A 24491-nucleotide genomic window follows, 5' to 3' on the forward strand; every position below is an offset into this window, starting at 1 on the left:
CCATCACCGGCCGGGTAGACGTCACCCGAGCGGGGACCCAACGGCCCAGTGTCCCCACCGCCGGCCTGCCACGCCGCGGTGATCGCGTTGTTGGCCTCGACCTCGGGTTGCGCCGCCGCGGGTAGCGGGCGGCGGCCCGCGCGACCTGTTCGGCGGTGGCCGCCGCCGAGGTGCAGGCGAAACCGAACTTGGCCTTCACCCGGTCGCCGGCCTCGGCCATCGCGCGGCGGACCCGGTCGACGAAATCGGTGACCGCATACCCGACGCCGACAGTGAGGTGGTCGTGCACCACCAGGCTCGGTGAATAGTATTGCTGCTCAACGCCGTCGGGCCAGCGCACCAGAAATGTCATCTCAGGCATGGGCAAGATCACTTTCCGGGCGCACGTCGGCGATCAAGCCGTACACGTCGGGCCTGCGGTCACGAAGATGGAACATGCCGGCGCGCATCGTGCGGAACGTCTCGTCGATGTCGACCTCGGCGACCGCCATACCGCTGCCGAGAAGTGTGGTGTCCAGGATGTTCCCGCCGGGGTCGACGATCTTGGCGTTGCCGACGTAGCGAAGCGAGCCGAAGGTTCCGCTCTGGTTGGACGCCACCCAGAACACCTGGTTGTCCAGGGCGCGCGCGGTGTCGAACAGGTTGAAGCGGTAGGTCCAGCGGTCCTCCTGCAGGTTCTCGGCGGTGGCGGTGCGCGCCGCAGGCCACGCCGACAGGCTCGCGATGATCTCGGCGCCCTGCAGCGCCATGATCCGTGCGGCTTCGGGAAAGGCCTTGTCGTAACAGATCTGGAGGCCGACGCGGCCGACGGGGGTGTCGAACACCCCGTATCCGGAGCCGGCCGAGTAGGACATGCCCTCCCCCAGGGGTTGGTGCACCTTGCGGTAGGAGCCGTAGATGTTCTGGCCGTCGAGCAGCACCGCGGCGTTGTACCGCGTCACACCGTCGTCGGCGAGTTCGCAGAAGCCGATGGCGACGACGAGGTCGCCCACGATCTGCTGCACCCGTGCGATCTCCGGTCCGTCGAGCCGGATGGCCGGTGGCAGCGACCCGGTCGAGGTGCGGGCCGTGTCCCCGTGATTGCCGAGCGAGGACAGGTAGCCGCCGAGGGCGGCCTCGGGCAGGGCGAGGAAGTCGACACCCTTGTCGCCGGCCTCTGCGGTCAGGGAGGCGATCAGCGCGTAGTTCTGCTCGAGATCCCGCGTGAAATTGGCTGCGGCCGCGGCGAGTGTCGTCGTCACGATGACTACACCATGTAGGTCGAGTTGATGATCGCGCCCTTGCGCGCGTAGTGGATCACCGCGTCCTGCACGTCGAGCGGGTGGGCCGGTATCACGCCCTCGATCAGGTCTTCCTCCCGGCCGCCGTGCAGCGCGAGCCCGAACCGGCAGCAGAACACCGTCCCGCCCTCACCGATGAACGTGGCCAGCGCGTCGTTGATGTTCTGCTCACCCGGGAACCCGGAATCGCCGGTCTTCGGAAAGCCGCGGGTGGCAAGGCAATTGATGGCACCGGGGCCGTAGAAATAGATGGCCGACTCGAAGCCCTTGCGCAGTGCGCGGGTGGCCTGCAACACCGCGACGAAGCTGACCGACGACTCGTGGGCGATGCCGTGCACGAGGGTGAAGTAGGTTTCCCCGTTCTCGGCCCGGTAGTCGGGGAAGATCTTCGTGCCGCCGTAGATGCTGGATCCCTTGGGTAGGGACGGGTGCGGGATCTCGGCGAGCGAGGCCTTGATGTTGGCGGCGATCGAGTCGTCAAAGGTCATGGGGGCTCCAGTGTTCGGTGGCTGTCGGCTGACTCGATTACAGAGCCGAGTCGTTGCGCAATGGTTAGCCACGGAATACGAACTCGTTAGATGGAGCTCACCGCCGAAACGTTCAGGAAACACCGGGGCCTTCGGCGACGTGTCGCCGAAGGTGACTCAGCCCAGCGTGAATTCCGCTGCCAGGCCGTCGATTCCCGCCTGGATGGCGCCCAGGGCGGCCTTGCGGGCCTTCAGTTTGGTGGCCAGGTGTGCACCGCTGTGCAGTGTGGCGGCCGCCTCGGCGGCGACCTGCCGGGCGCGCGGCAACACCTGGTCGGCCTCGACGATCTCGTCGAGCCAGCCCGCGGCGACCGCCTCGTCACCGGCGAACGTGGCCGCCAGCGCGGCGGCGCGCTCGAACGCCGCGGGGGTCAGCCGCATCCGCATGATCTCCAGCGCCGAGATCGGGATGGTCATCCCGATCTGCACCTCGATGGCCTGGCACCGCGACTTCGGCTGCCCGACACGGTGATCGGCGGACAGCAGCAGGAACGAGCCCATCGCGATCGCCGGGCCCGTCGCGGCGATGATCACCGGCACCGGGAAGGTCAAGGTGCGCACCGACAGCTCGAAGCCGCCGGAGAGCATGCCCAACGCCGCGGCGGCGTCCCCGGACTGGAACACCGAGAGGTCGAAGCCCCCGCTGAACACCCGCGAGTTCCCGGCCAGGACCACGGCCTTGGCCTTGTCGGATTCGGCGCGGTCGAGCGCCTCGTTGATCGAGGCCTGCATCGCGGGCCCGAGGACGTTCACCTTGCCGTCGTCGAGGGTGACGGTGGCCACGGAGTCCGCGAGTTCGTAGGACACGGTGCTGGTCATGGCATGAACTTAACAGCCCGCGTGCGCGGCACTACCTGGCCCGGACCGCCCGGCGGCGGGCGGAAAGAGGTAGTCGACTACGCGGGACCGTGAACCCGAGGCTTCGTAACGTCGGCGGCAGGCGCGGTACTCGAGGGGGGTACCGCGCTCATACTTCGAGGAGGCGCCACGAGATCAGGCCGTCAGCCGCCCATCAACATGCGCCACTGGTCGAGATTGCCGGCCCGGTAGACGTAGTTGGTGTCGCGCACCTCCGACAGCGACGCGCTCGGCTCGGCCGAGTACCAGTGGCCGGGGAACACGGTCGGGTTGCCGGGCAACTGCGCCAGCGCCTGCAGGCTGCGGAACATGTCGTCGACGTTGCCGCCCGGGAAGTCGGTGCGACCGCACCCTTCCAGGAACAGCGTGTCGCCGGCGACCAGCCGGCCGTCCAACAGGAAGCACTGGCTGCCCGGCGTGTGCCCCGGGGTGTGCAGCAGCTCGATCTCGATGTCGCCGACGGCCACCTTGTCGCCGTGGTGGTGCGAGGTCAGCTCACTGGCGGCGATGCCGGTGATCCGCGACACCCAGTCCGCCTCGTGGGCGTTGACGTGGACCGGGACACTGACGCGCTCCAGCAGCTCGGCGAGGCCCTTGAGCTCGAAGCCCATCATCGAGCCGCCGACGTGGTCGGGGTGGTGGTGGGTGACGAGCACGCCGGACAACCGCATGCCGTCGGCCTCCAGCGCGTCGACGAGGTCCTGCGCGGCGTACGCGGGATCGACGACGACGGCGTCGCCGGTCTCCCGGTCACCGATCAGGTAGGCGAAGTTGCGCATCTGCTGGGCGATCATGTCGCCGGCGGCGAAATCACGGCCCGAGAGCAGCTGTCGGAAGTAGAGGCGGTCGGTGTCGTCCGTGGCAGCCATGCGGTCAAGCGTAGGCAGTGACGGCCGCCGGAACCGCGCGCAGGGCCTTTCCGCCGGTCCAGGGGCTGCGATGACCAGCGGTTTGGCGCGGCAAACGCTGAGAATGTACCCTCTTTAAGGCTCGCGGCACTTCAGCGAGCGAAGGCCCCCTTAGCTCAGTCGGCAGAGCGTTTCCATGGTAAGGAAAAGGTCAACGGTTCGATTCCGTTAGGGGGCTCGGTGGAGAAGGGCGGAGCGACCCTGTGCGCCCAGCCTGGATCCGTCCGGGGCGGTGTAGCTCAGCTGGTTAGAGCGCACGACTCATAATCGTGAGGTCGGGGGATCGAGCCCCCCCACCGCTACAAGACGAGTACGAACGTTTAACGAAGGACGACTGACGTGGCCTCCAGTACTGACGTACGGCCCAAGATCACCTTGGCCTGCGAGGTGTGCAAGCACCGCAACTACATCACGAAGAAGAACCGCCGCAACGATCCCGACCGGCTCGAGATCAAGAAGTTCTGCCCGAACTGCGGCAAGCACCAGGCCCACAAAGAGTCGCGCTAAGCGCACGTCTGGGCCGTGTCTTTTCTGGACGGATACGTCGGGACGCACTTCCGCTACCCCGACCATTACGTGGTGGGACGCGAGAAGATCCGCGAGTACGCGACCGCGGTCAAGAACGACGATCCCGCCTTCTTCGACGAGACGGCCGCCGCCGAGCTCGGTCATGACGCGCTACCCGCGCCGCTGACCTTCATCTCGATCTTCGGCTACCAGGCCCAGTCGGCGATGTTCGCCGCGGCCGGCATCGGCATCGCCGACGCCCAGATCGTCCAGGTCGACCAGGTCCTGAAGTTCGTCCGGCCCATCAAAGCCGGCGACGAGCTGTACTGCGACGTGTGGATCGACTCGGTCCGCAAGGCGCACGGCACCGACATCATCGTCACCAAGAACATCGTCAGCAACCGCAACGGCGATGTAGTGCAGGAGTCCTACACCACCCTGGCGGGGCGTAGCGAAGAAGACGGAGAGAGTGGCTTTTCAGATGGCACTGCGTGAGTTCAGTTCGGTCAACGTCGGCGATCAGCTGCCCGAGAAGGTCATCACGCTGACCCGGGCCGACCTCGTCAACTACGCGGGCGTGTCCGGCGACCTGAACCCGATCCACTGGGACGACGACATCGCCAAGCAGGTCGGCCTCGACACCGCGATCGCCCACGGCATGCTGACCATGGGGCTGGGCGGCGGCTACGTGACGTCCTGGGTAGGCGACCCCGCCGCCGTCACCGAGTACAACGTGCGCTTCACCGCCGTCGTGCCCGTCCCCAACGACGGCAAGGGTGCCGAGATCGTGTTCAACGGTCGCGTGAAATCGGTTGACCCCGACTCGAAGTCGGTCACCATCGCGCTGAGTGCCACCGCGGGCGGGAAGAAGATCTTCGGCCGCGCCGTCGCCGTCGCGAAGCTCGCGTAGGCAGGTCCGGCACATGGCGCTGAAAACAGACATCCGGGGGCTGGTCTACAAGTACCCCGAGCCGTTCGTGGTCGGCCGCGAACAGATCCGCCAGTACGCGAACGCGGTCAAGGCCACCGACCCGGCCTCGCTCGACGTCGAGGCCGCCGCCGAACTGGGCCATCCCGGCCTGGTGGCGGGCCCGACGTTCCTGTCGATCTTCGCGGTGATGATCCAGCGGCACTTCTTCCAGCACGTCGACGTCGGCTTCGAGACCATGCAGATCGTGCAGGTGGATCAGAAGTTCCTGTTCCACCGCCCGATCAAGGAGGGGGACGAGGTCACCGGCGTCATGCACATCGAGAGCGTCGACGAGCGGTTCGGCGCCGACATCGTCACCACCCGCAACGTGCTGACCGACCAGCACGGCGAGGTGGTGATGGAGGCGTTCACCACGCTGATGGGGCACGAGGGCGACAATTCGATCTCGGCCGGCTGGGATCCGGAGACCGGTCAGGTCGTGCGCAAACCCGTCCAGCACGACCCGGCGGACGTGGATTAGTAACTGTGGACCCCGGCGCGCTACACTCGGGCTTCGGGGTTTTCCCAGTTAAGCGCGCTGTCCGTCGGCTCAGATCGACCGAACGGGGAGCGCGCGAATTGTGTGGGCCCTGTAGGGACCCGTAAAGGGGCGTAGCTCAACTGGCAGAGCAGCGGTCTCCAAAACCGCAGGTTGCAGGTTCAAGTCCTGTCGCCCCTGCTCAACTGAATACTCGACAAGTGTGGACACTGGAAGGTGACCACGCAGGACGACGATCAGACGACGATCAGATGGGATGCATGCGGTGAGCGACGAGCGCGACGGTGTCAGCTCCGCTGACACCGACAGCGGCGCACAGACCGACGACGGTGACACACGCGGCCAGACGGCGGTCGTGACGCGTCCGCTGCGTCCCACGGGTAAGCGGTCGCGACGCGCCGCCGACGTCGAGGACACCGACAAGGCGCCCGAGACCGACAGTTCTGACTCCAAGGACGACGGCAAGGGGCCCAAGTCCGGGAAGAAGACGGCCAAGAAGCCCAAGGACGGGCCGTCCCGCAATCCGATCATGTTCGTCATCAACTACCTGAAGGAAGTTGTCGGCGAGCTGCGGAAGGTCATCTGGCCCAACCGCAAGCAGATGGTCACCTACACGACCGTCGTGCTGCTGTTCCTCGTGTTCATGGTGGCGATGATCGGCGGCGTGGACCTGGGCCTGGCCAAGCTCGTGACCTGGATCTTCGGCTGACAGCAGCCGGCCGACCGGGCCATGGGAAGACATTGAGAGAGGACTGACACGTGACTAGCTTCGACGGCGAAGCGCCTGCGGGCGACACCGTCGACACCATCGACGTCGACGAGACCAACGCCGAAGTGCGCGCTGGTGCCGACGCCGAGGCCGTGGGCAGCGACGAGGACGCCGCGCCCGCCGCCGCCGAAGGTGCCGACGAAGATGTCGCCGAGGCGGCCCCCGCAGCGGACGAGGACGAGGATCCGGCTGTCGCGCTCAAGAAGGAGCTGCGCCTCAAGCCGGGCGAGTGGTACGTGATCCACTCCTACGCCGGTTACGAGAACAAGGTGAAGGCCAACCTCGAGACCCGCGTGCAGAACCTCGACGTCGGCGACTACATCTTCCAGGTCGAGGTGCCCACCGAAGAGGTCACCGAGATCAAGAACGGCCAGCGCAAGCAGGTCAATCGCAAGGTGCTGCCCGGCTACATCCTGGTGCGCATGGAGCTCAACGACGAGTCGTGGGGCGCGGTCCGCAACACCCCCGGCGTGACGGGTTTCGTCGGCGCGACGTCGCGCCCGTCGCCGCTGTCGCTCGACGACGTGGTGAAGTTCCTGCTGCCGCCGGCCGCGGCGAAGAAGCCCGGCAAGGCAGCCGCTGCCGCTTCAACCTCCGCGACCGAGACGGGCGGCATCGAGCGGCCGGTCATCGAGGTCGACTTCGAGGTCGGCGAGTCCGTCACCGTCATGGACGGCCCGTTCGCGACGCTGCCCGCGTCGATCAGCGAGGTCAACGCCGAGCAGCAGAAGCTCAAGGTGCTGGTGTCGATCTTCGGACGTGAGACGCCGGTGGAGCTGACCTTCAACCAGGTCGCCAAGATTTAACGCGGGCCTCAACGCCCACCAGGAGAAGAAGAGAGAAAGCACAGCCATGCCCCCGAAGAAGAAGGTCGCCGGGCTGATCAAGCTGCAGATCCAGGCCGGGCAGGCCAACCCCGCCCCGCCGGTCGGACCTGCGCTCGGCCAGCACGGCGTCAACATCATGGAGTTCTGCAAGGCGTACAACGCCGCGACCGAGTCGCAGCGCGGGAACGTCATCCCCGTGGAGATCACCGTCTACGAGGACCGCAGCTTCACGTTCGCGCTGAAGACCCCGCCGGCTGCCAAGCTGCTGCTCAAGGCCGCCGGTGTGCAGAAGGGTTCGGGCGAGCCGCACAAGACCAAGGTCGCCAAGGTGACCTGGGACCAGGTGCGCGAGATCGCCGAGACCAAGAAGGAAGACCTGAACGCCAACGACATCGATCAGGCCGCCAAGATCATCGCCGGCACCGCCCGGTCGATGGGGATCACCGTCGAATAAGACCGATCCCGTGGGAGGGCTGGCATCGGCCCGCACCACGACCTCTGAACCAGGGAGACATCAATGAGCAAGAACAGCAAGGCATACAAGGAAGCCGCCGAGAAGGTCGACCGGAGCCGGCTCTATTCGCCGCTCGAGGCCGCGAAGCTGGCCAAGGAGACGTCGTCGAAGAAGCAGGACGCCACCGTCGAGGTCGCGATCCGGCTGGGCGTCGACCCCCGCAAGGCAGACCAGATGGTCCGCGGCACCGTGAACCTGCCCCACGGCACCGGTAAGACCGCGCGCGTGGCCGTGTTCGCCGTCGGCGACAAGGCCGAGCAGGCGCAGGCCGCCGGCGCCGACATCGTCGGCAGCGACGATCTGATCGAGCAGATCCAGGGCGGCATGCTCGACTTCGACGCCGCGATCGCGACGCCGGATCAGATGGCCAAGGTGGGCCGCATCGCCCGGATCCTCGGCCCCCGCGGGCTGATGCCGAACCCGAAGACCGGCACCGTGACCCCGGACGTGGCCAAGGCCGTCGCCGACATCAAGGGCGGCAAGATCAACTTCCGCGTCGACAAGCAGGCCAACCTGCACTTCGTGATCGGCAAGGCCTCGTTCGACGAGAAGAAGCTCGCCGAGAACTACGGCGCAGCGCTCGACGAGGTGCTGCGCGCCAAGCCGTCCTCGTCGAAGGGCCGCTATCTGAAGAAGGTCGTCGTCTCCACCACCACCGGCCCGGGCATCCCGGTGGACCCGGCGGTGACCCGTAATTTCACGGAGGAGTAGGCGGAGCCGCCCCACATTCAACGAGAAACCCCGCACCTGATCGGTGCGGGGTTTTCTCATGTTGGGCTTTCGAGAGTGCTCCTCGATCGCCGGCTTCCGGCCCCGCCCGAAATACCGCCCCCCACGAACGGCAAGTCAGGCATCACGGCCAGTGGTCGACGGCTTCCCCCTGGCAGACCGCCCCGCGGTGACCGAGGAGCACCCTCCCGCAGCAACATAGCAGCGTCGCCGTCAATACGCTCGGTAATGCCGAAGGTCGGTAACAGTCAAGATGTGGATCGGCGCCGCCGGGAAAGGGTGCCCGCCGCCGGCAAAGTACTGGCACTGCGTGCCGTCAGACGGTGGCGATGCGGGCGACCACATGCGGTGACAACCGCTGGTGCGGCACGCCGGCCCGCAGGCAGGCCGCACCGACGGCGTCCGGCGACTCCGCGTCGAACACACCGTAGAGCACTTCATCGGTGGGAACCGAGAGCGTCACCATCAGCCGGACCCGGCTGCCCTCGCCGGACACCGCGGCGGCGGCGGCATCCAGCCGGGTCACGATGTCGTCGACCGTCGTCTCCGCGAGATCGGGCAGATACCACTCCGCGAGGAAGTTCGTCGCCGTGCGCACGTCGCCCATGCACCGACGGTAGGCGGCCACGGGGTGGGGACGAATCGGGAGTTTCCCTATGCTTGTCGGTGCCGCGGTGGGGCCGAGTTCGCGGATTTGCCGCCGCCGGACGCTCGCGTGTGTGATCGTTGCCCCATGCGTTCTCAGGCTCGGGCGCTGGTGCTCGTCGTCCTCTCCTTCCTTACCGTGATGGCTCTCGGTGTCGCCTCCGCGTTCGTGTCGGCACTGGCCTACGGAGCCACGGCGCTGATCGTGCCGGGTACCGGGACCCCGGACCCCGATTCGATCGGCGGCTACCGCGAGAACGCCTGGAGTAGGTACATCGACGATCTGGTGTGCACGAGCGACTGCGCCAACCCGACGCTGGACGGCATCCCGTACCCGGCGTCGTTCTGGCCGCTGAGCTTCCTGCCGGGATGGTGCGTGCCCGGCCGCTGCGAGAAATGGGACGTCTCCGTCGGCGAGGGGGTCGCGCACCTGATGGCGGCGCTGGATCCGTTCCTCGGTGACAGCGACGAGGACGTCTACATCTTCGGGTACTCCCAGGGCGGCGCGGTGGTCGCCAACGCGCTGGCCGAGCTCGCCGAGCGCGATCTGCCCGACGACGTGAAGAGCCGGCTCAAGGTGGTGACGATCGGGGGCATCCAGAATCCTGACGGCGGACTGTGGCAGCGGCTGGCGTGGTTGCGCTACCTGCTCGGTGACCCCGTCCCGATCCTGGACCTGTCCTTCGAGCCGCCGATGCCCACGGACACCGGAATCGCCACCACCACAATCGGTTTCGAGTACGACCCGGTGGTCTATGCGCCCCGCTACTGGGGGAACCTGCTCGCGGTCGCCAACATGGTCGCCGCGTTCGACACGGTGCACGGGTACTACCTCGCGCCGAACGAGGAAGACGCCCTGCCGATGCCGTACGGCTACACCGACGAGACGTTGGCCCCTCAGCTCGATTGCGGGCTCAACCCGGCCAACTGCCGCACCGACAGCTTCGGCAACACCTACATCATGATCCCGGCGACCAGTCTGCCGTTGACGGATTTGGTTCGGTCACTGGCTGATTCGGCCGGGATCGGTTGGCTGGCCAAGCCGTTCATCGATCTGGCCGAACCGGTGCTGCGGGAGTTGGTCGACCTCGGGTTCGACTGGAGCGGGGATCCGGGTGTGTCGCGCGGCTCGACGATCCTGCCGTTCAAACTGTTCCAGAACTGGCTGAAGGTCGGCATCGACCTCGCGGTGGCGGCGGTCAAGGGCGTCGAGGCGTTCATCGAGAACTTCATCCCGGCCAGAGCCGCGGTCGATACACCGGAGGTCGGGGAGTCCGGCGAGGGCAACGTCACCGTGACCGCCCCGCAGAGCAGATCGACAGCCGCCGGCGCCGACGAAGAAGAGCCCGTCGCCGAGGACGAGGTGACCGACGAAGAGCCTGTCACCGAGGAAGTACCCGTCGCCGAGGATGAGGTGACCGACGAAGAGCCTGTCACCGACGACGAACCCGTTGCCGAGGATGAGGTGACCGACGAAGAGCCTGTCACCGACGAAGAACCCGTTGCCGAGGACGAGGTGACCGACGACGAGGTGACCGAGGACGAGACCGTCACCGAGGAAGAGCCCGTCGCCGAGGACGAGGTGACCGAGGACGAGACCGTCACCGACGACGAGGCCGCCGACAGCGACGACGAGACGCCGGCGGCGGCCTAGGGCCGGTTCGCTTAGGCCGCGACCGCCGGCTTCAGGTACGTCACGAGGCTGACATCGATCGACTCGTCGATGAAGTAGTACTGGCAGCCCTTGAGGTAGCGCATGTACCGCTCGTAGTTCTCCTCGTCGGTCGCGGCGATCGCCGCGTCCTTGTTGGCCTCCAGGCGGTCGGCCCAGATGCCGAGCGTCTTGATGTAGTGGTTGCGCAGCGACATCGTCTCGGGCACCACGAAACCGGCCTTCTCGCCGTGCTCGACCATCATCTGCGTCGTCGGGATCCGGCCGCCGGGGAAGATCTCGGTGATCATGAACTTGATGAACCGGGCCAGCTCGAACGTCAGCTTCTTGCCACGCTCGGCCAGGTCGTAGGGGTGGTAGCCGACGCTGCTCTGGATCGTCATCCGGCCGTCCTCGGGCAGGATGTCGAAGCAGGTCTTGAAGAAGTCGTCGTAGCGTTCGAAGCCGAAGTGCTCGAACGCCTCGATCGACACGATCCGGTCGACGGGGGAGTGGAACTGTTCCCAGCCCTCCAACCGGACGTCGAACGTGCGCTCGGAGTCGATCTTGCTCAGCAGCTGATCGCAGTAGGCCTTCTGGTTCTTCGACAGGGTCAGGCCGATGACGTTGACGTCGTACTTCTCCATCGCGCGCTGCAGGGTCAGGCCCCAACCGCAGCCCACCTCCAGGAGCGTCATGCCGGGCTTGAGATCCAGTTTGTCGAGGTGCTGGTCGACGTTGGCGATCTGGGCTTCCGACAGGGTGACGTTCGGCCCGGTGAAGTATGCGCAGCTGTACTTCCGGGTCGGATCCTGGAACACGCCGAAGAAGTCGTCCGACAGGTCGTAGTGGGCCTGGATGTCCTCGAAATGAGGCGTCATATCCTTGGTGCCGCTGGATTGGTCAGACATATTTCCCCTGCTTCGCGCTTCCGGTCGACTCAACTGTGGAAGACCGTACCGAAGACGCGGCCCGTCCTTCTGCAAACACGCGTCTTGAACGCCTCAGCCTAGCGTTTGGGATATCAGCGGAGCCAACCCGCACGCGTGCACAAGGCTATTTGGCGAGGGTGAACTGGTTGACGTCGATGTAGCCCACCCGGAAGCCCTTCGCACAGCCCGTCAGGTAGTGCATGTAGCGGTCGTAGACCTCTTCGGACTGCACCGCGATCGCCTCGGTCCGGTGGGACTCCAGGGCCGCGGACCAGCAGTCCAGCGTGCGGGCGTAATGGGGCTGCAGCGACTGCCTGCGGGTGAGCGTGAAGCCGGCCCGGCCGGCGTGCTCCTCCACCTTCTCGATCGACGGCAGCCGCCCCCCGGGAAAGATCTCGGTCAGGATGAACTTCACGAACCGGGCCACCTCGAACGTCAACGGCATCCCCCGGTCGGCCATCTGCGGCATGGTCAGCGCCGTGATGGTGTGCAGCAGCATCACCCCGTCATCCGGCAGCGCGCGGGCGGCCATCGCGAAGAAGTCGTCGTAGCGGTCGAAGCCGAAGTGCTCGAACGCGCCGATCGACACGATGCGGTCGACGGGTTCGTCGAACTGCTCCCAGCCGGCCAGCACCACGCGTTTGCGCCTGCCGTCGTCCGATTCCGCGAAGACCCGCTCGACGTGGGCCTTCTGGTTGGCGCTCAGCGTCAACCCGATGACGTCGACGTCGTACTTCTCCACCGCCCGCATCATCACCGAGCCCCAGCCGCAGCCGATGTCCAGCAGCGTCATCCCGGGTTGCAAGTTCAACTTTCCAAGTGCCAGATCGACCTTGGCGAACTGCGCCTCCTCCAGCGTCATGTCGTCACGCTCGAAGTACGCGCAACTGTAGGTGCGCGACGGGTCCAGAAAGAGCGCGAAGAACTCGTCGGAGAGGTCGTAGTGTGCCTGCACGTCGTCGAAGTGCGGCGTCAGATCTCGTTTCGGGGCCAAGAGGGCCTTCCCGCGGACACAGCCCGAAGAGGATCTCCTGTAAGACGGCGCGAACGTGCCCTGCGGCGAATGCTACGCCCACTTCGGCGGCTGTGCATTGACTGAAAAGTCAAGCGCTCTCGGCGAACGTGGTCTTCAGCTCACCGACGATGTCGTCCCACAACGGCTCGGGCAGTTCGTGGCCCATGCCGTCGAACAGCACCAGCCGGGCGTTCGGGATCGCCCGCGCGACGGCGCGGCCACCGGACGGCCGCATCAACTTGTCGGCCTTGCCGTGGATGACAACCGTCGGCACGCTGATCTGCCGGTCGTAGCGGCGCAGGCTTCCGCTGCCGAGGATCGCGGCGAAGTGCCTGGCCACCCCGGCCGGGTAGTAGCTGCGGTCGTACCCTTCGATCGCGTCGGCGCGCAGCCGCTCATCGGCCGCCGGATAACCGGGGCTGCCGATGATCCTGGCCACCCGGACCGCGTTCTCGATGACGGCGTCGCGGTCAGAACCCTTGGGGCGCTGCAGGATCGCGGCGAGCTGGCGCGGCCCCGGAGGCGGCAGCGCCGCCTGGTTGTTGCTGGAGAAGATCACGCCCAGCGACCTGGTGCGGGCGTGATGGCGCGCGGCGAAGATCTGGGCGATCATCCCGCCCATCGACGCACCGACCACGTGCGCGCTGTCGATGCCCAGATGGTCGAGCAGCGCGGCCGCGTCGTCGGCCATGTCCTCCAGCGTGTACGCCGCCGGACTGGGCAGCCCGACCAGGGACCGCAACATCCGCGGCACCAGCGGCGCACCGGAATGGTGGTCGGGCAGCTTGCTGGACAGTCCGACGTCGCGGTTGTCGAAGCGGATCACCCGTAGCCCCTGATCGATGAGCCTGTCGCAGAACCCTTTGCGCCACAACAACAATTGCGCGCCCAGGCCCATGATCAGCAAGACCGCGGGACGGTTCGGGTCGCCCATGTCCTCGTAATGGATGTCCAGCGCACCCGACTTCGCAGTGCCGGTGCGGACTGGTGCCGTCATCCGTCGACCTCGTCGGAGTGCTCGCGACTGACCTCGACCATGAAGTTGGCGAAATAGCCCGTCAGCGCCGGGTCGCTCATCATCTGCCAGTTCGGCGCCAGCAGTTTCATGTACCGCTCGACGTAGAGGAACTGCTTGCCGATCAGCACCAGTTCGCGCGGCAGTTTCACGTCGTACGCATCGGCCAGCGCCGAGAGCTGCTTACCGATCTCGGCGTAGCTCAGATCGCCCAGCGACTTCAATGTCAGGGGGGTGGCAAACTTTTCCAGGTCCTTGGCGGCCTGGGCCTCGGGCTTGACCGTGCCGACGGCGCCCATCAGCACGACGATCTTGCCGGCCGCGGCATGGTCCTTCTTGACCAACAGCGCGTATACCAGCTCACGCAGCAGCCAGCGGGTGCGCGGATCGATGCGGCCCATGATGCCGAAGTCGAAGAACACGATCTTGCCGTCGTCGTCGACGTACAGGTTGCCCGCATGCAGGTCGCCGTGGAACAGGCCGTGCCGCAGCCCGCCCTCGAACACGCTGAACAGCAGCGCCTTGACCAGCTCGGTGCCGTCGAAGCCCTTCTTGCGGATCGCGGCGACGTCGTCGATGCGCACCCCCGACACCTTCTCCATCGTCAGCACCCGTTCACTGGTCAGGTCCCAGTAGACCTGCGGCACCCGGATGTTGCGGCCCAGCGGCGACGCGTGCATGTGGGCGACCCACGCGTCCATCGACTGGGCTTCCAGCCGGAAGTCGAGTTCCTCGGCCAGGTTGTCGGCGAAGTCGGCCACCACGTCCTGCGCGGAGAGCCGCTGCCCGAGCTTGGCGAACTCGACCAGGCGGGCGCCGCGTTTGAGGATCTGCAGGTCGGCGGCGACCCGGCGGCGGATGCCCGGGCGCTGGATCTTGACCACGACCTGCTCGCCGGAGTGCAGGGTGGCGTAGTGCACCTGGGCGATCGAGGCCGACGCGAACGGCTTCTCGTCGAACGACTTGAACAGGTTCTGCGGCTCGTCGCCGAGTTCGTCCCGGAGCAGCTTGTGCACGGACTCGGTGTCCGCCGGTGGCACCCGGTCCAGCAGGCTGCGGAACTCACGGCTCAGCGGCTCGCCGAACGCCCCCGGGCTGGATGCGATGATCTGACCGAACTTGACGTAGGTGGGTCCGAGGTCGGCGAAGGCCTGCGGCACCTCTTTTACGATCTTCTGCTGCAACGAGCCGCGTCCGGTCAGCTTGGTCAGGACGCGGGCGCCGGTCCGGGTGATCTGCCAGCCGGTCGCTCCGATGCGAGCCGCCTCGGCCGGCAGCGGTACCCGATCCAGCCTGGCGACGTCGCGGTTGGGTGTCTTCCGCGGTGCAGTCATGTCTGCAGTGTCTCAAAAGCCGCGGTCACGTGAAAAAACAGTGGACCGGCTCACACTGCGGCGCTGCGATCAGGCGGCGCACATCCCGGGCGGGGCGACGGCGACCGCGGCCGACGTGTTGTCGGTGAGCTTGGCGCCCGGCGACGGTTTCTGCCCGCACACCTCCCAGGTGGCCGGGTTCATCGGAGTGTGGGCGGTGGTGTTGATGACCCTGGTCCCGAGTTCCCTGCCCGTCATCCCGGAGTACATCTCCTTGGCCGTCTGCAGCGTCATGCCCTCGAACGACGGCATCTCCGCAGTTTCCGGCTGGGCGTTCGCGGTGGCCGTGCCCAAGGCTCCTGCGGTCAGCGCGGCTGCTGCGCAGCCGGCGGCGAGGAACTTTCTCATCGATCTCCCCCTCGGTGAATTCGTCCGAACGCGCTCTCCCCGACGTCGTCCACGCTAACCCATTTGCCACCCTCAGGCGAAGGCGTCTTCGAGTTCTGTGCGGGTCCGCACCGGATCGTCGCCCGGTTTATAGGTCGGCAACGTGTGCGGCGCGAGGTCCGGGTCGAGGCCGTCGGCAACGCGTGCCTTGGCCTGTTCGAATTCCGGGTCCGGACCCGATGCGGCGTGCAGGCCGTTGATCACCGACCACACCATGGTGCGACGTGCCGTGCGCTCCAGGATGTTCGGATCGCGGTGCTGGATCAACCCCTTCGCCCAGCCCGGCATCGCATCGCGTATCGCCCAGTTCAGCGCGGCCTGCGGCAGCGGGAGGTGGGGGCCGGTGGCCATCGCGGTGCCGTAGGTGACCGCGAGTCTGGGCAGATAGGACTTCAGGCAGTCCAGCGTCTCGGCCTTGGTGGTCGGCAGATCGGTACCGCCGAGCGCATGCCCGACGCGCACGAACTCACCGTAGTAGCGGTCGAGCTTCGTGCCGCGCAACGGCTGCGGGTGGTACAGCTCGTGCGCCGTGGCGATGCCCCAGACCACCGTCGCGTAGTTCCAGCGCAGCCACTCCGGGTCGTCGGCGTCGTAGCGGGCCCCGTCCGGGCGGGTGCCCTTGACCGTGTGGTGCATCGAGCGCACCGCCAGCGCAAGGCGTTCGGCCGTCGCGGTGGAGCCGTACGCGGTGCCGATGAAGAACGCGACCGAATGACCCAGCCGCACCAGCGCGCCCTTCGGGTCGATCACCGGCATCGGATCGTTCCTCGACTCCGGCTTGACCAGCCGCGAGTGATGGATGCCCATCCAGTAGATCGACGGATCGAGACGCTCGATGAACGCCGCACACTGCAGTCCGAACACCAGCGTCTCCATGTGGGAGTGCACGTGCCACACCGCACTGCCCGGGCCGAACCAGCCGGGATCGCCGATCGGGCCTGCGAAATCCATGCCCTTGAAGAAGTGCCGGCGGATGTCCTGGTCGAAACGCTTGTCCACCACGTTCTGGACGACCAGCTGGGCGATCTGATGCGGCAGGAACATGCGGGTGCCTCCAAGGATTGGTCACAGGTGTGCCCAGAATATCGTCTGGTCACGGTTGTGGCCAGAACCACTACGCTGTAGCGGTGCCCGATGCCGCGCCCAATCCGGCGGCGAACCCGACCCGGTGGGCCGGTGTCTCGCTGGCCGACCGCCGTGCCGAACGCCGTGCGCTGCTCGTCGACGCCGCGTTCCGGCTCTTCGGCGACGGCGGCGAGCGCGCGCTGTCGGTGCGGTCGGTGTCGCGGGAGGCCGGGCTGAACACCCGGTATTTCTACGAGAGCTTCCGCGACACCGACGACCTGCTCGGCGCGGTGTACGACCGGGTCAGCGCGGAACTCGCCGGGGTGGTCGAGGAAGCGATGTCCCGCGCCGGCGGGTCCCTGCCGGCACGCACCCGGGCCGGGATGACCGCGGTGCTGCACTTCAGCTCCGCCGACCCGCGGCGCGGCCGGGTGCTGTTCACCGACGCGCGGACGAACCCGGTGCTCACGGCGCGGCGGGCCGCGACGCAGGACCTGCTGCGGGAAGCGGTGCTGACCGAGGGCTGGCGGTTGCACCCCGACTCCGATCCGACGGCCGCGCTGGTCGGCGCCGCGATGTACACCGGCGCGATGGCCGAACTCGCTCAGCAGTGGCTGGCCGGGCATCTCGGTGACGACCTCGACGCCGTCGTCGGCTACGCGCTTCGCCTCGTGCTGCGCTGACCCTGGGTTCAGGCCGGGGTGAAAGGTTTGAGCCACTCGGTCTCGGGCCAGCCCTCCAGCCCGGCCAGCAACTCGTAGAGGGTGGCGCCGTCGATGCTCTCGCGGATGACGTCGCCCTGGCCCGCGTGCCGGGCGAGTTCCTCGATCATGTGGAAGAACACCCAGCGCACCGACCAGGCCGGCGCATCCTTGGGGAACCACGGCACATGCTGCGGAATCGGCACCGCCGCACCCAGATCCGACGTCTCCACCAGCCGGATCGTGTCGGCGTTCTGCCGGTCGAACGCGGCCAGGATCTCGGCCAGGGTCTCGTCGTCGCGCATCACGAACTCGTCCTGGTAATCGGCGGCCTGGTCCTCCATCGGCCGTTTGTCGCTGTCGCACAGCTCGGGCGCGGCGGCGACGCGTTCCATCCATCCGCGCTGGCAGTTCGTCACGTGCTTGATCAGGCCGCCGATCGACAGCGCGCTGACCGACGGCTTCGACCGCGCCTGGGCGTCGGTGAGTCCGAACGCGATCGCGTGGAACGCGTACTGCTGGGCCCGCAGGTACTCCTTGAGACCGGCGCGTTCGTCGGCGATCGGCGGTGGCATGGCGGCCATGTCAGCTCTCCTTCGTGGTGAGGTGGGTGAAAAGGTCACGCAGCAAAGCGATCTCGGCTCCGTGGTGGATGACTTCGCGATTGATGTGCAGGACCAGCGTCGCCATCGACTCCTCGGCGTAAGGGGCCCTCGGCGGGTCCGCACGCCCTGGCGAGATCGGAGTCGGTGAGGCTGCGCACGCCGGACATCCAGCCGCGGTAGGCGTCGTCGAGCTGCGCGAGCGCGGTCGCCGCGTCGGTGGCGTACCGCCAGGTCAGGTAATCCGCGGGGGGGCCGCCGAAATGGGAGTGGGTGCGCACGGCCAGGACACCGACGATGACGTGTGCCATCCGCCAGGCGATGGTGGTCAGTGGGGCGGGCTGCGGCGCCGGGTAGGCGTAGTCGATGCCGCCGTCGCGGTGCACCGTCCAGCAGCCGGGTGCGGGTTCGAAAAAGTACTCGTCGTCGGTGAGGCCCTCGAGCCGCGGTCTCAGCTGCTGCGTCCAGTGCCAGTCGAGCTGTTCTGCCAGGTGACCTGCCATCGCGTTGCCCATGACATTCACTCTCGCAGGCATATAGGACAGGTTCTGTCCTAAGACTGGGGCAGACTTGCCGGTATGTCGGAGACGACCGGGCGGGTGCTGCAACTGCTGGGGCTGTTGCAGTCGCGTCGGGTATGGACCGGCGAGGAACTGGCCCGTCGGCTCGGGGTGACGACGCGCAGCGTCCGGCGCGACGTCGACCGGCTGCGGGACCTGGGCTATCCGGTCCACGCCAGCACCGGGCATGGCGGCGGCTACCAGCTCGGCGCCGGTGCGGCGCTGCCTCCGCTGCTGCTCGACCCCGAGGAGGCCGTCGCGATGGCCGTATGCCTGCGCGTGGCCGCGGGCGGCAGCGTGGCCGGGGTCGGGGAGTCGGCGCTACGGGCGTTGAGCAAGCTGGACCAGGTCATGCCGGCACGGCTGCGGTCACAGGTTGCCGCCGTGCACGACGCGACCGTGACGCTGGGAGCCGCGACCGACACCCCCGTCGAGCCCGATGTGCTGATGACGCTGGCGCGCGCCAGCCGTGATCGTGAGCATGTGACGGCCGCCTACGTGGACATCCACGGCAACCCGACGCGCCGGCGGTTGGAGCCCTACCGGCTGGTGACGACCGGGCGGCGTTGGTACCTGCTGTGTTTCGACCGGGACCGCGACGACTGGCGCAGCCTGCGGCTGGACCGGATGTCGGAGGTGCGCGCGGTGGGCACCACCTTCACGCCGCGGGAGGCGCCGGACGCGGCGTCCTACATCCGTCGGGCCATCTCGTCCTCGTCCTATCCGTACGTGGCGCGGGTGCGGTACTTCGCCCCGTACGAGGTCGTGGCGCGCGCATTTCCCGCCGCGTCGGTGCAGGTCGAACCGGACGGCCCGGACGCGTGCATCCTGACCGCGGGCGCCGACGATCCGGAACGCATGGTGCCGTGGCTGGCGATGCCGGGATGCGACTTCGAAGTGCTGGAGCCGCCCGAGGTGATCGCCGCGGTCCGGCTGGTGGCGGACCGGATCGGCCGTGCGGGCCGAAGGTGACGGTCAGCCCGTCAGATCACCAGTCGCCCATGGCCGGGCCGGCCGGGAACCCGCCGCGGAACGGCCGGGATTTGCTGCCCACGACGGCCTTGGTGCCGTCGCGAACCTCGCCCTGTGCGCTCACCACGCCGGCGTCGCCGACGCGTGCTTCGGAGATGCCGCGCGCGACACCGAAGTCGTTGATCCGGATCACCGAGTTCTCGGAGGCCTGCCGGCTCTTCACGGTCGGGCCGGGCCCGACCCGCCGGATGTCCGCCTCAGCCGAACCTGCACCGAGCCCGACGAACGCGGCTGCGCCGAAAGCGCCGATACCTACGATCCCAAGTACTTTCGCGGTGCGGGCGAGAATTCGGTTGGGTGCGGGCATCGACGGTCTCCTTCGGTTGCGGGCCACATGAACGTTTCGTGCGGGGAATCGCTCAACTATGTCACATTCGTTACATCTGCAACGAGTTACCTGTGAATTGCCTGGACGTCGGTGCCTCATCGCCTACCTCCGCGCGTGCGTGACGCCGTAGGGTGCTGGCGTGGACGTCACCTCCGCCGGGTCGACGGAGTTGTTCACCGGGCCGCCGGACGCGCCGTTCCAGGTGGTGCGGGTGGGCTACCAGGACTGTGCGGCGCCGACGCCGGTGCGGGTGGTGGGCCCGGGCCTGCGGACCGTCGGCGATGCGCTGGCGCATCCGGGCGGCACGACCGTCGAGGTGTCCGTCCGCGTCGCCGATCCGGTGCCGGGGCGGCGGCGGCCCGCGCGGGTGCAGGCCGGTGCCGCCGTGGCCGACTTCGACTTCGTCGACGCCGAACCGGGATGGACGATGTTCATGGTCAGTCACTTCCACTACGACCCGGTGTGGTGGAACACCCAGGGGGCCTACACCAGCACCTGGAGCGAGGAACCGCCGGGACGCTGCCGCCAGACCAACGGTTTCGAGCTGGTCAGCGCGCACCTGGAGATGGCCAGACGCGAGCCGGAGTACAAGTTCGTGCTCGCCGAGGTCGACTACCTCAAGCCGTACTGGGACACCCACCCCGAGGACCGTGCCGACCTGCGCAGATTCGTCGCCGACGGCCGCGTGGAGATCATGGGCGGCACCTACAACGAGCCGAACACCAACCTCACCGGCCCGGAGACGACGGTCCGCAACTTCGTGCACGGCGCCGGTTTCCAGCGCGACGTGATGGGAGCCGACCCGGCCACGGCGTGGCAGCTCGACGTGTTCGGCCACGACCCGCAGTTCCCGTCGATGGCCGCCGATGCCGGTCTGTCGTCGAGTTCGTGGGCGCGCGGACCGCACCATCAGTGGGGCCCGATGGCAGACGGGGGCGACCCGGAGCGAATGCAGTTCGCCAGCGAGTTCGACTGGTTGGGCCCGTCCGGGCGCGGCCTGCTCACCCACTACATGCCCGCGCACTACGCGGCGGGCTGGTGGATGGACTCGTCGGCCTCCCTGCAGGACGCCGAGGACGCCACCTACGAGTTGTTCACCCGGATGAAGAAGGTCGCGCTGACCCGCAACGTGCTGCTGCCCGTCGGCACCGACTACACCCCACCCAACAAATGGGTCACCGACATCCACCGCGACTGGAACGCCCGCTACACGTGGCCGCGGTTCATCTGCGCGGTGCCGAGTGAGTTCTTTGCTGCGGTGCGCGCCGAACTCGCGGCCACCGGCAGGGCGGCGTCGCCGCAGACCCGCGACATGAACCCGATCTACACCGGCAAGGACGTGTCCTACATCGACACCAAGCAGGCCAACCGTGCCGCGGAGTTCGCCGTGCTGGAGGGCGAGCAGTTCGCGGTGTTCGCCGGCCTGCTGACCGGCGCCACCTATCCCGAAGCCGCGCTCGCCAAGGCCTGGGTCCAGTTGGCCTACGGCGCCCACCACGACGCGATCACCGGTTCGGAGTCCGACCAGGTCTACCTCGACCTGCTCACCGGATGGCGGGATGCGTGGCAGCTGGGCGACGCGGCGCGAAGCCGCGCCCTGGCGTTGCTGTCCGGGCTCGTCGACGCCTCGGTAGTGGTGTGGAACCCGTTGTCGCACAATCGCTCCGATGTGGTCACGCTGCATCTGGACGAACCGTTCGCCGGCCGTCTGGTCGACAGCGACGGCGTCGCCGTCCCGGCGGTGACCGAGCACGGCGGGCACACGCTGATCTGGTTCGCCCGGGACGTGCCGTCCATGGGCTGGCGTTCCTACCGGCTGGTGCGGGACGGGGCGTCATCCTCGTGGGAGCCGTCGGACGCGGCCGAGATCGGCAACGAGCACTACCGGCTCGGCGTCGACGGCGCGCGCGGTGGCGGGGTCAGCTCGCTGATCGCCGGCGGGCGGGACCTCATCGCCGACGGCCGGGTGGGCAACGAGCTGGCCGTCTACGAGGAGTACCCGGCGCATCCGACGGCGGGGGAGGGGCCTTGGCACCTGCTGCCGAAAGGGCCGGTGGTCACGTCCGCAGCGCAACCGGCCACGGTCCGTGCCTTCCGCAGCGACCTCGGCGAACGGGTCGTCGTCACCGGCGAGATTCCCGGGATCCTCCGTTACACACAGACTTTGACGTTGTGGCGGGGTGTCGACAGGGTGGACTGCCGCACCACGATCGGCGACTTCGTCGGTCAGGACCGGTTACTGCGGCTGCGCTGGCCGTGCCCGGTGCCGGGCGCCATGCCGGTCAGCGAGGTCGGCGGCGCGGTGATCGGCCGCGGCTTCGGCCTGCTCCACGAGCCCGGTTCGGCGACGGCGGCCGACACCGCGGTGTTCCCGTACACATTGGACAATCCGGCCTACGGCTGGTTCGGGGTGTCCTCGACGGTGCGGGTGCGGTTCCGTGGCGGCGCGGTCCGCGCCGTGTCGGTGGCCGAGGTGATCTGTTCCGTCGTCGACGACACCGTCCGTGACCTGATCGCGGCGCTCGGGCGCGCCGGGGTGACCGCGACCTGCAGCGTGGCCGAGGCGCCGCGATACGGCGACCTCACGGTCGACTCCAACCTGCCCGACGTGCGCATCAGCATCGGCGGGCCTTCCGAGAACCCCTTCACCGCACGGGTTCTCGGAAGCGCAGGGCGCGGATCACGGGTCTGGGTGCCCGCCGCGCGGCCACTGCGCGACGTGTGGGTGCCCGGTGCCGACCTGCGCCACCACGCGGCCCTGCCCGTGCTCGTCGTCGGCGCCGACGGTGACACCGCGGCCGCGGTGGCCGCGCTGGTCGACGACCTGGCCGACGCCGAGATCGTCGTCGACCAGGATGTCGTGGAACCGTTCGAGGCCCGCACCGTCGCGGTGATCAACCGCGGTGTCCCCGGGTTCGCCGTCGAGTCGGACGGCACGCTGCACTCGTCGCTGCTGCGGTCCTGCACGGGGTGGCCGTCGGGCACCTGGATCGACCCGCCGCGGCGTACCGCCCCCGACGGCTCCAACTTCGCGCTGCAGCACTGGACCCACACCTTCGACTACGCCCTGGTCTGCGGTGACGGCGACTGGCGGGACTGTGACCTCCCCAGCCGCAGCGCGGAATTCAACCAGCCGCTGCTTCCCGTGGCGGCCCGCCGCGAGATGGCCTCCGGTGGCCTGCCGCCATGGGGTTCGCTACTGGAGATCCAGCCCGAGCGCGCGGTGCGCGTCAGCGCGCTGAAGGCCGCCGGGAATCCGACGGCGTGCGGCAGCGCCCGGCACGCCGGCCCCGCCGGCGGCGTCGTCGTGCGTGTCGCCGAGACGCTGGGCCGCGCCGCCGAGGTCTCGGTGCAATCCGGGTTGCGCCACCTCGCCGCCGCGCAGCGGCTGAACCTGATCGAAAACCCGCTCGCGGAAGCGGCCGACGTGCTGGGCGGGTACGAAACCGCCACGCTGCGAACGCAATTGAACCTGCCCCGGGTCGCGCACGCCGACCAGGTGCGGTTGGCGCCCGACGCCGAACCGGTGCAGCCCCTCTACGCCAGGTACTGGCTGCACAACCGCGGACCGGCCCCGTTGGGCGGACTCCCGGCCGTCGCGCACCTGCATCCGTACCGGCTCGACGTCGAGGCCGGCGAGGTCGTCCCGCTGCGGCTCACCGCGGTCAGCGACGCCACCGACACCGCGCTGCACGGCGTGGTGCGGGTGCTCGCGCCGACGGGCTGGCACGTCGGGGTGACCGATCTGCCGTTCGTGCTGCCGCCGGGGGACTACCTGGAGTCGACGGTCGAGGTCGCCGTGCCCGCGGGAGCCGCGCCCGGTCTCTATCCGGTCCGCGCCGAACTCGCCGCCACCGGCGGTGCGATCCCGAGTTCGTGGCATCAGACCGTGGAGGACGTGGCCGTGCTCTCGGTGGGGAGCCATGACGACCGGTTGCTGAGGTTGGTCACCGGCCCCGGCGACGTCTCCGTCGCGGCGGGATCGGCGGCCCGGCTGAGCGTCACGGTCGGCACCGACGCGCACACCGACCTCACCGTGGAGGCGCATCTGATCTCGCCGTGGGGAACCTGGGAATGGTTGCGGCCCAACATCGTCGGTGGCGTCGTCCCGCCGCGGGGCACGCTGGAGCTGGTCTTCGACGTCGCGCCGCCGGCGTGGACCGACCCGGGGCAGTGGTGGGCGTTGGTCCGGGTCGCCGCGGCGGGGGAGCTGGTGTACTCGCCGGCGGTCCGGGTGACGGTCCGATGACCGGAGTCGCGGCGGTCGTTGGGTCGCAAAAGGTCACCGTTGCCGACGTCGACGCCCGGGAACGCGCCGTCCGGGCGGGACCGCTGCGGCATGCCCTGCCGAGGCCCGGCACCGGCGAAGCCCGGCAATTGCGCCGCTGGCTCACCCAGGTGCTCGTCGCCGAACGCGTCGTGGCGGCGGCGTCGGAAGGTCTGGATCCGGAAGCGGCGCCCACCGAGGACGAACTGCTCCCCGACACCGTCGCGCGCATGGAGGTCGGCAGTGTCGCGGCGGCCACGCTGGCCGCCGCGGCCGGCCGGGCGGTGTTCGTCACGGTCACCGCAGGCGTCGAGGTCGCCGACGAGGACGTCGCGGCATACCACGCGCGAAATCCGTTGCGGTTCACCGAAGCCCATCCGGTCACCGGTGGTTGGCGCCCTGCGCCCGCCGCGCCGTGCACCGGGTGGTGACCCTGCTCGGTTCGGAACACGCTGTGCTCGCGCACTGCTTCGCCGGCAAGGACCGCACCGGCTTCACCATCGCGGTGGTGCTCGAGGCCGCCGGCGTCG

At 68.2% G+C, this 24491-nt stretch carries 26 protein-coding genes, 3 tRNA genes and 3 pseudogenes; 17 read left to right on the top strand and 15 right to left on the bottom strand.

Annotated elements, in window-relative coordinates; translation table 11 throughout:
• Positions 1-121: 121 nt before the first annotated feature.
• The 5 genes and pseudogenes from ASJ79_RS34510 to ASJ79_RS25460 form a co-directional block, all read right to left on the bottom strand.
• Positions 122-361 (bottom strand): annotated as a pseudogene (locus ASJ79_RS34510) (MSMEG_0570 family nitrogen starvation response protein); the annotation flags it as partial.
• On the bottom strand, positions 354-1241 hold the full coding sequence (locus ASJ79_RS25445) for a carbon-nitrogen hydrolase family protein (RefSeq protein ID WP_067961425.1): 888 nt from the start codon (positions 1239-1241) through the stop codon (positions 354-356). The gene ASJ79_RS25445 and the pseudogene ASJ79_RS34510, both read right to left, overlap by 8 nt.
• 5 nt (positions 1242-1246) lie before the next feature.
• Positions 1247-1768 (bottom strand): MSMEG_0572/Sll0783 family nitrogen starvation response protein, encoded by a 522-nt coding sequence (locus ASJ79_RS25450; RefSeq protein ID WP_067961427.1) that lies wholly within the window; start codon positions 1766-1768, stop codon positions 1247-1249.
• Between the two features lie 156 nt (positions 1769-1924).
• On the bottom strand, positions 1925-2626 hold the full coding sequence (locus tag ASJ79_RS25455; protein ID WP_067961428.1) for a crotonase/enoyl-CoA hydratase family protein: 702 nt from the start codon (positions 2624-2626) through the stop codon (positions 1925-1927).
• Between the two features lie 182 nt (positions 2627-2808).
• The gene (locus ASJ79_RS25460) at positions 2809-3534 is read right to left on the bottom strand and encodes an MBL fold metallo-hydrolase (protein ID WP_067961430.1); all 726 of its coding nucleotides are present in this window, start codon (positions 3532-3534) and stop codon (positions 2809-2811) included.
• A gap of 144 nt (positions 3535-3678) precedes the next feature.
• Between ASJ79_RS25460 and ASJ79_RS25465 the strand changes: the two genes are divergently transcribed.
• The 11 genes from ASJ79_RS25465 to rplA all read left to right on the top strand — a co-directional run bounded on the left by ASJ79_RS25465 (position 3679) and on the right by rplA (position 8370).
• Positions 3679-3751 (top strand) — tRNA-Thr (locus tag ASJ79_RS25465).
• Positions 3752-3801: 50 nt separating this feature from the next.
• Positions 3802-3875 (top strand) — tRNA-Met (locus ASJ79_RS25470).
• Between the two features lie 37 nt (positions 3876-3912).
• Positions 3913-4080: a 50S ribosomal protein L33 gene (gene rpmG / locus ASJ79_RS25475; RefSeq protein WP_003929651.1), complete on the top strand. Its 168-nt coding sequence runs from the start codon at positions 3913-3915 to the stop codon at positions 4078-4080.
• 15 nt (positions 4081-4095) lie between these two features.
• A complete protein-coding gene (gene hadA, locus ASJ79_RS25480; RefSeq protein ID WP_067961432.1) occupies positions 4096-4575 on the top strand; it encodes a (3R)-hydroxyacyl-ACP dehydratase subunit HadA in 480 nt (159 codons plus the stop codon).
• Positions 4562-4990, top strand: coding sequence for a (3R)-hydroxyacyl-ACP dehydratase subunit HadB (gene hadB, locus ASJ79_RS25485; protein WP_067961434.1), 429 nt, complete (start codon positions 4562-4564; stop codon positions 4988-4990). Before hadA ends, hadB begins: the two co-directional genes overlap by 14 nt.
• A gap of 13 nt (positions 4991-5003) precedes the next feature.
• Entirely contained in the window at positions 5004-5531 is a 528-nt protein-coding gene (hadC, locus tag ASJ79_RS25490; RefSeq protein ID WP_067961436.1) for a (3R)-hydroxyacyl-ACP dehydratase subunit HadC, read from the top strand.
• A gap of 125 nt (positions 5532-5656) precedes the next feature.
• Positions 5657-5729: transfer RNA gene (locus tag ASJ79_RS25495), tRNA-Trp, on the top strand.
• An 85-nt stretch (positions 5730-5814) separates the two neighbouring features.
• Complete coding sequence (gene secE, locus ASJ79_RS25500; protein ID WP_067961470.1) at positions 5815-6258, top strand: preprotein translocase subunit SecE; 444 nt, start codon at positions 5815-5817, stop codon at positions 6256-6258.
• 50 nt (positions 6259-6308) lie between these two features.
• Positions 6309-7124, top strand: a complete 816-nt coding sequence (gene nusG, locus ASJ79_RS25505; RefSeq protein ID WP_067961438.1) for a transcription termination/antitermination protein NusG — start codon at positions 6309-6311, stop codon at positions 7122-7124.
• A gap of 46 nt (positions 7125-7170) precedes the next feature.
• Positions 7171-7599 (top strand): 50S ribosomal protein L11, encoded by a 429-nt coding sequence (gene rplK, locus ASJ79_RS25510; protein ID WP_067961440.1) that lies wholly within the window; start codon positions 7171-7173, stop codon positions 7597-7599.
• Positions 7600-7662: 63 nt separating this feature from the next.
• Positions 7663-8370 (top strand): 50S ribosomal protein L1, encoded by a 708-nt coding sequence (gene rplA / locus ASJ79_RS25515; protein WP_067961442.1) that lies wholly within the window; start codon positions 7663-7665, stop codon positions 8368-8370.
• 334 nt (positions 8371-8704) lie between these two features.
• On the opposite strand, the gene ASJ79_RS25520 is transcribed toward rplA, so the two are convergent.
• A complete protein-coding gene (locus tag ASJ79_RS25520) occupies positions 8705-8995 on the bottom strand; it encodes a hypothetical protein (protein ID WP_067961444.1) in 291 nt (96 codons plus the stop codon).
• Between the two features lie 126 nt (positions 8996-9121).
• Here ASJ79_RS25520 and ASJ79_RS25525 point away from each other — a divergent pair, with 126 nt between their 5' ends.
• Entirely contained in the window at positions 9122-10687 is a 1566-nt protein-coding gene (locus tag ASJ79_RS25525) for a PE-PPE domain-containing protein (RefSeq protein ID WP_067961446.1), read from the top strand.
• Between the two features lie 11 nt (positions 10688-10698).
• On the opposite strand, the gene ASJ79_RS25530 is transcribed toward ASJ79_RS25525, so the two are convergent.
• The 6 genes from ASJ79_RS25530 to ASJ79_RS25555 form a co-directional block, all read right to left on the bottom strand.
• Positions 10699-11595, bottom strand: coding sequence for a cyclopropane mycolic acid synthase family methyltransferase (locus ASJ79_RS25530; RefSeq protein ID WP_067961448.1), 897 nt, complete (start codon positions 11593-11595; stop codon positions 10699-10701).
• 145 nt (positions 11596-11740) lie between these two features.
• The gene (locus ASJ79_RS25535) at positions 11741-12610 is read right to left on the bottom strand and encodes a cyclopropane mycolic acid synthase family methyltransferase (protein WP_067961450.1); all 870 of its coding nucleotides are present in this window, start codon (positions 12608-12610) and stop codon (positions 11741-11743) included.
• 109 nt (positions 12611-12719) lie between these two features.
• Positions 12720-13628 (bottom strand): alpha/beta fold hydrolase, encoded by a 909-nt coding sequence (locus ASJ79_RS25540; protein WP_067961452.1) that lies wholly within the window; start codon positions 13626-13628, stop codon positions 12720-12722.
• Positions 13625-14980 (bottom strand): AarF/ABC1/UbiB kinase family protein, encoded by a 1356-nt coding sequence (locus ASJ79_RS25545; protein WP_067961454.1) that lies wholly within the window; start codon positions 14978-14980, stop codon positions 13625-13627. Before ASJ79_RS25545 ends, ASJ79_RS25540 begins: the two co-directional genes overlap by 4 nt.
• Positions 14981-15049: 69 nt before the next feature.
• Entirely contained in the window at positions 15050-15367 is a 318-nt protein-coding gene (locus tag ASJ79_RS25550) for a hypothetical protein (protein ID WP_067961456.1), read from the bottom strand.
• Between the two features lie 72 nt (positions 15368-15439).
• On the bottom strand, positions 15440-16450 hold the full coding sequence (locus ASJ79_RS25555; protein WP_067961458.1) for an oxygenase MpaB family protein: 1011 nt from the start codon (positions 16448-16450) through the stop codon (positions 15440-15442).
• Positions 16451-16533: 83 nt separating this feature from the next.
• Between ASJ79_RS25555 and ASJ79_RS25560 the strand changes: the two genes are divergently transcribed.
• Positions 16534-17154, top strand: coding sequence for a TetR/AcrR family transcriptional regulator (locus tag ASJ79_RS25560; RefSeq protein ID WP_067961460.1), 621 nt, complete (start codon positions 16534-16536; stop codon positions 17152-17154).
• A gap of 8 nt (positions 17155-17162) precedes the next feature.
• On the opposite strand, the gene ASJ79_RS25565 is transcribed toward ASJ79_RS25560, so the two are convergent.
• Positions 17163-17756, bottom strand: coding sequence for a DinB family protein (locus ASJ79_RS25565; protein ID WP_067961462.1), 594 nt, complete (start codon positions 17754-17756; stop codon positions 17163-17165).
• A 1-nt stretch (position 17757) separates the two neighbouring features.
• A pseudogene (locus ASJ79_RS25570) lies at positions 17758-18289 on the bottom strand (DinB family protein).
• A gap of 63 nt (positions 18290-18352) precedes the next feature.
• Between ASJ79_RS25570 and ASJ79_RS25575 the strand changes: the two are divergent.
• The gene (locus ASJ79_RS25575; RefSeq protein WP_067961464.1) at positions 18353-19306 is read left to right on the top strand and encodes a YafY family protein; all 954 of its coding nucleotides are present in this window, start codon (positions 18353-18355) and stop codon (positions 19304-19306) included.
• 16 nt (positions 19307-19322) lie between these two features.
• Here ASJ79_RS25575 and ASJ79_RS25580 read toward each other — a convergent pair whose 3' ends face one another.
• A complete protein-coding gene (locus tag ASJ79_RS25580) occupies positions 19323-19673 on the bottom strand; it encodes a hypothetical protein (RefSeq protein WP_067961465.1) in 351 nt (116 codons plus the stop codon).
• Positions 19674-19833: 160 nt separating this feature from the next.
• Here ASJ79_RS25580 and ASJ79_RS25585 point away from each other — a divergent pair, with 160 nt between their 5' ends.
• From ASJ79_RS25585 to ASJ79_RS31665, 3 genes and pseudogenes are all read left to right on the top strand, one after another.
• Entirely contained in the window at positions 19834-23943 is a 4110-nt protein-coding gene (locus ASJ79_RS25585; RefSeq protein WP_067961467.1) for an NEW3 domain-containing protein, read from the top strand.
• Positions 23940-24392, top strand: a complete 453-nt coding sequence (locus tag ASJ79_RS25590; RefSeq protein ID WP_369803771.1) for a malonyl CoA-ACP transacylase — start codon at positions 23940-23942, stop codon at positions 24390-24392. The genes ASJ79_RS25585 and ASJ79_RS25590 overlap by 4 nt, the downstream gene beginning before the upstream one ends.
• Positions 24356-24491 (top strand): annotated as a pseudogene (locus ASJ79_RS31665) (tyrosine-protein phosphatase); the annotation flags it as partial. The gene ASJ79_RS25590 and the pseudogene ASJ79_RS31665, both read left to right, overlap by 37 nt.

Origin of the sequence: Mycobacterium sp. NAZ190054, assembly GCF_001545925.1 — a bacterium.
GTDB lineage: Bacteria > Actinomycetota > Actinomycetes > Mycobacteriales > Mycobacteriaceae > Mycobacterium.

Excerpts from the sequence above, each read along its gene's own strand:
- rplK (WP_067961440.1), top strand. The coding sequence starts at position 7,171 with ATGCCCCCGAAGAAGAAGGTCGCCGGGCTGATCAAGCTGCAGATCCAG.
- ASJ79_RS25550 (WP_067961456.1), bottom strand. The coding sequence starts at position 15,367 with ATGAGAAAGTTCCTCGCCGCCGGCTGCGCAGCAGCCGCGCTGACCGCA.
- ASJ79_RS25540 (WP_067961452.1), bottom strand. The coding sequence starts at position 13,628 with ATGACGGCACCAGTCCGCACCGGCACTGCGAAGTCGGGTGCGCTGGAC.
- ASJ79_RS25555 (WP_067961458.1), bottom strand. The coding sequence starts at position 16,450 with ATGTTCCTGCCGCATCAGATCGCCCAGCTGGTCGTCCAGAACGTGGTG.
- ASJ79_RS25575 (WP_067961464.1), top strand. The coding sequence starts at position 18,353 with ATGTCGGAGACGACCGGGCGGGTGCTGCAACTGCTGGGGCTGTTGCAG.
- ASJ79_RS25460 (WP_067961430.1), bottom strand. The coding sequence starts at position 3,534 with ATGGCTGCCACGGACGACACCGACCGCCTCTACTTCCGACAGCTGCTC.
- ASJ79_RS25525 (WP_067961446.1), top strand. The coding sequence starts at position 9,122 with ATGCGTTCTCAGGCTCGGGCGCTGGTGCTCGTCGTCCTCTCCTTCCTT.
- ASJ79_RS25580 (WP_067961465.1), bottom strand. The coding sequence starts at position 19,673 with ATGCCCGCACCCAACCGAATTCTCGCCCGCACCGCGAAAGTACTTGGG.
- hadB (WP_067961434.1), top strand. The coding sequence starts at position 4,562 with ATGGCACTGCGTGAGTTCAGTTCGGTCAACGTCGGCGATCAGCTGCCC.
- ASJ79_RS25455 (WP_067961428.1), bottom strand. The coding sequence starts at position 2,626 with ATGACCAGCACCGTGTCCTACGAACTCGCGGACTCCGTGGCCACCGTC.
- ASJ79_RS25565 (WP_067961462.1), bottom strand. The coding sequence starts at position 17,756 with ATGGCCGCCATGCCACCGCCGATCGCCGACGAACGCGCCGGTCTCAAG.
- ASJ79_RS25520 (WP_067961444.1), bottom strand. The coding sequence starts at position 8,995 with ATGGGCGACGTGCGCACGGCGACGAACTTCCTCGCGGAGTGGTATCTG.
- ASJ79_RS25590 (WP_369803771.1), top strand. The coding sequence starts at position 23,940 with ATGACCGGAGTCGCGGCGGTCGTTGGGTCGCAAAAGGTCACCGTTGCC.
- ASJ79_RS25545 (WP_067961454.1), bottom strand. The coding sequence starts at position 14,980 with ATGACTGCACCGCGGAAGACACCCAACCGCGACGTCGCCAGGCTGGAT.
- ASJ79_RS25450 (WP_067961427.1), bottom strand. The coding sequence starts at position 1,768 with ATGACCTTTGACGACTCGATCGCCGCCAACATCAAGGCCTCGCTCGCC.
- rplA (WP_067961442.1), top strand. The coding sequence starts at position 7,663 with ATGAGCAAGAACAGCAAGGCATACAAGGAAGCCGCCGAGAAGGTCGAC.
- hadC (WP_067961436.1), top strand. The coding sequence starts at position 5,004 with ATGGCGCTGAAAACAGACATCCGGGGGCTGGTCTACAAGTACCCCGAG.
- ASJ79_RS25530 (WP_067961448.1), bottom strand. The coding sequence starts at position 11,595 with ATGTCTGACCAATCCAGCGGCACCAAGGATATGACGCCTCATTTCGAG.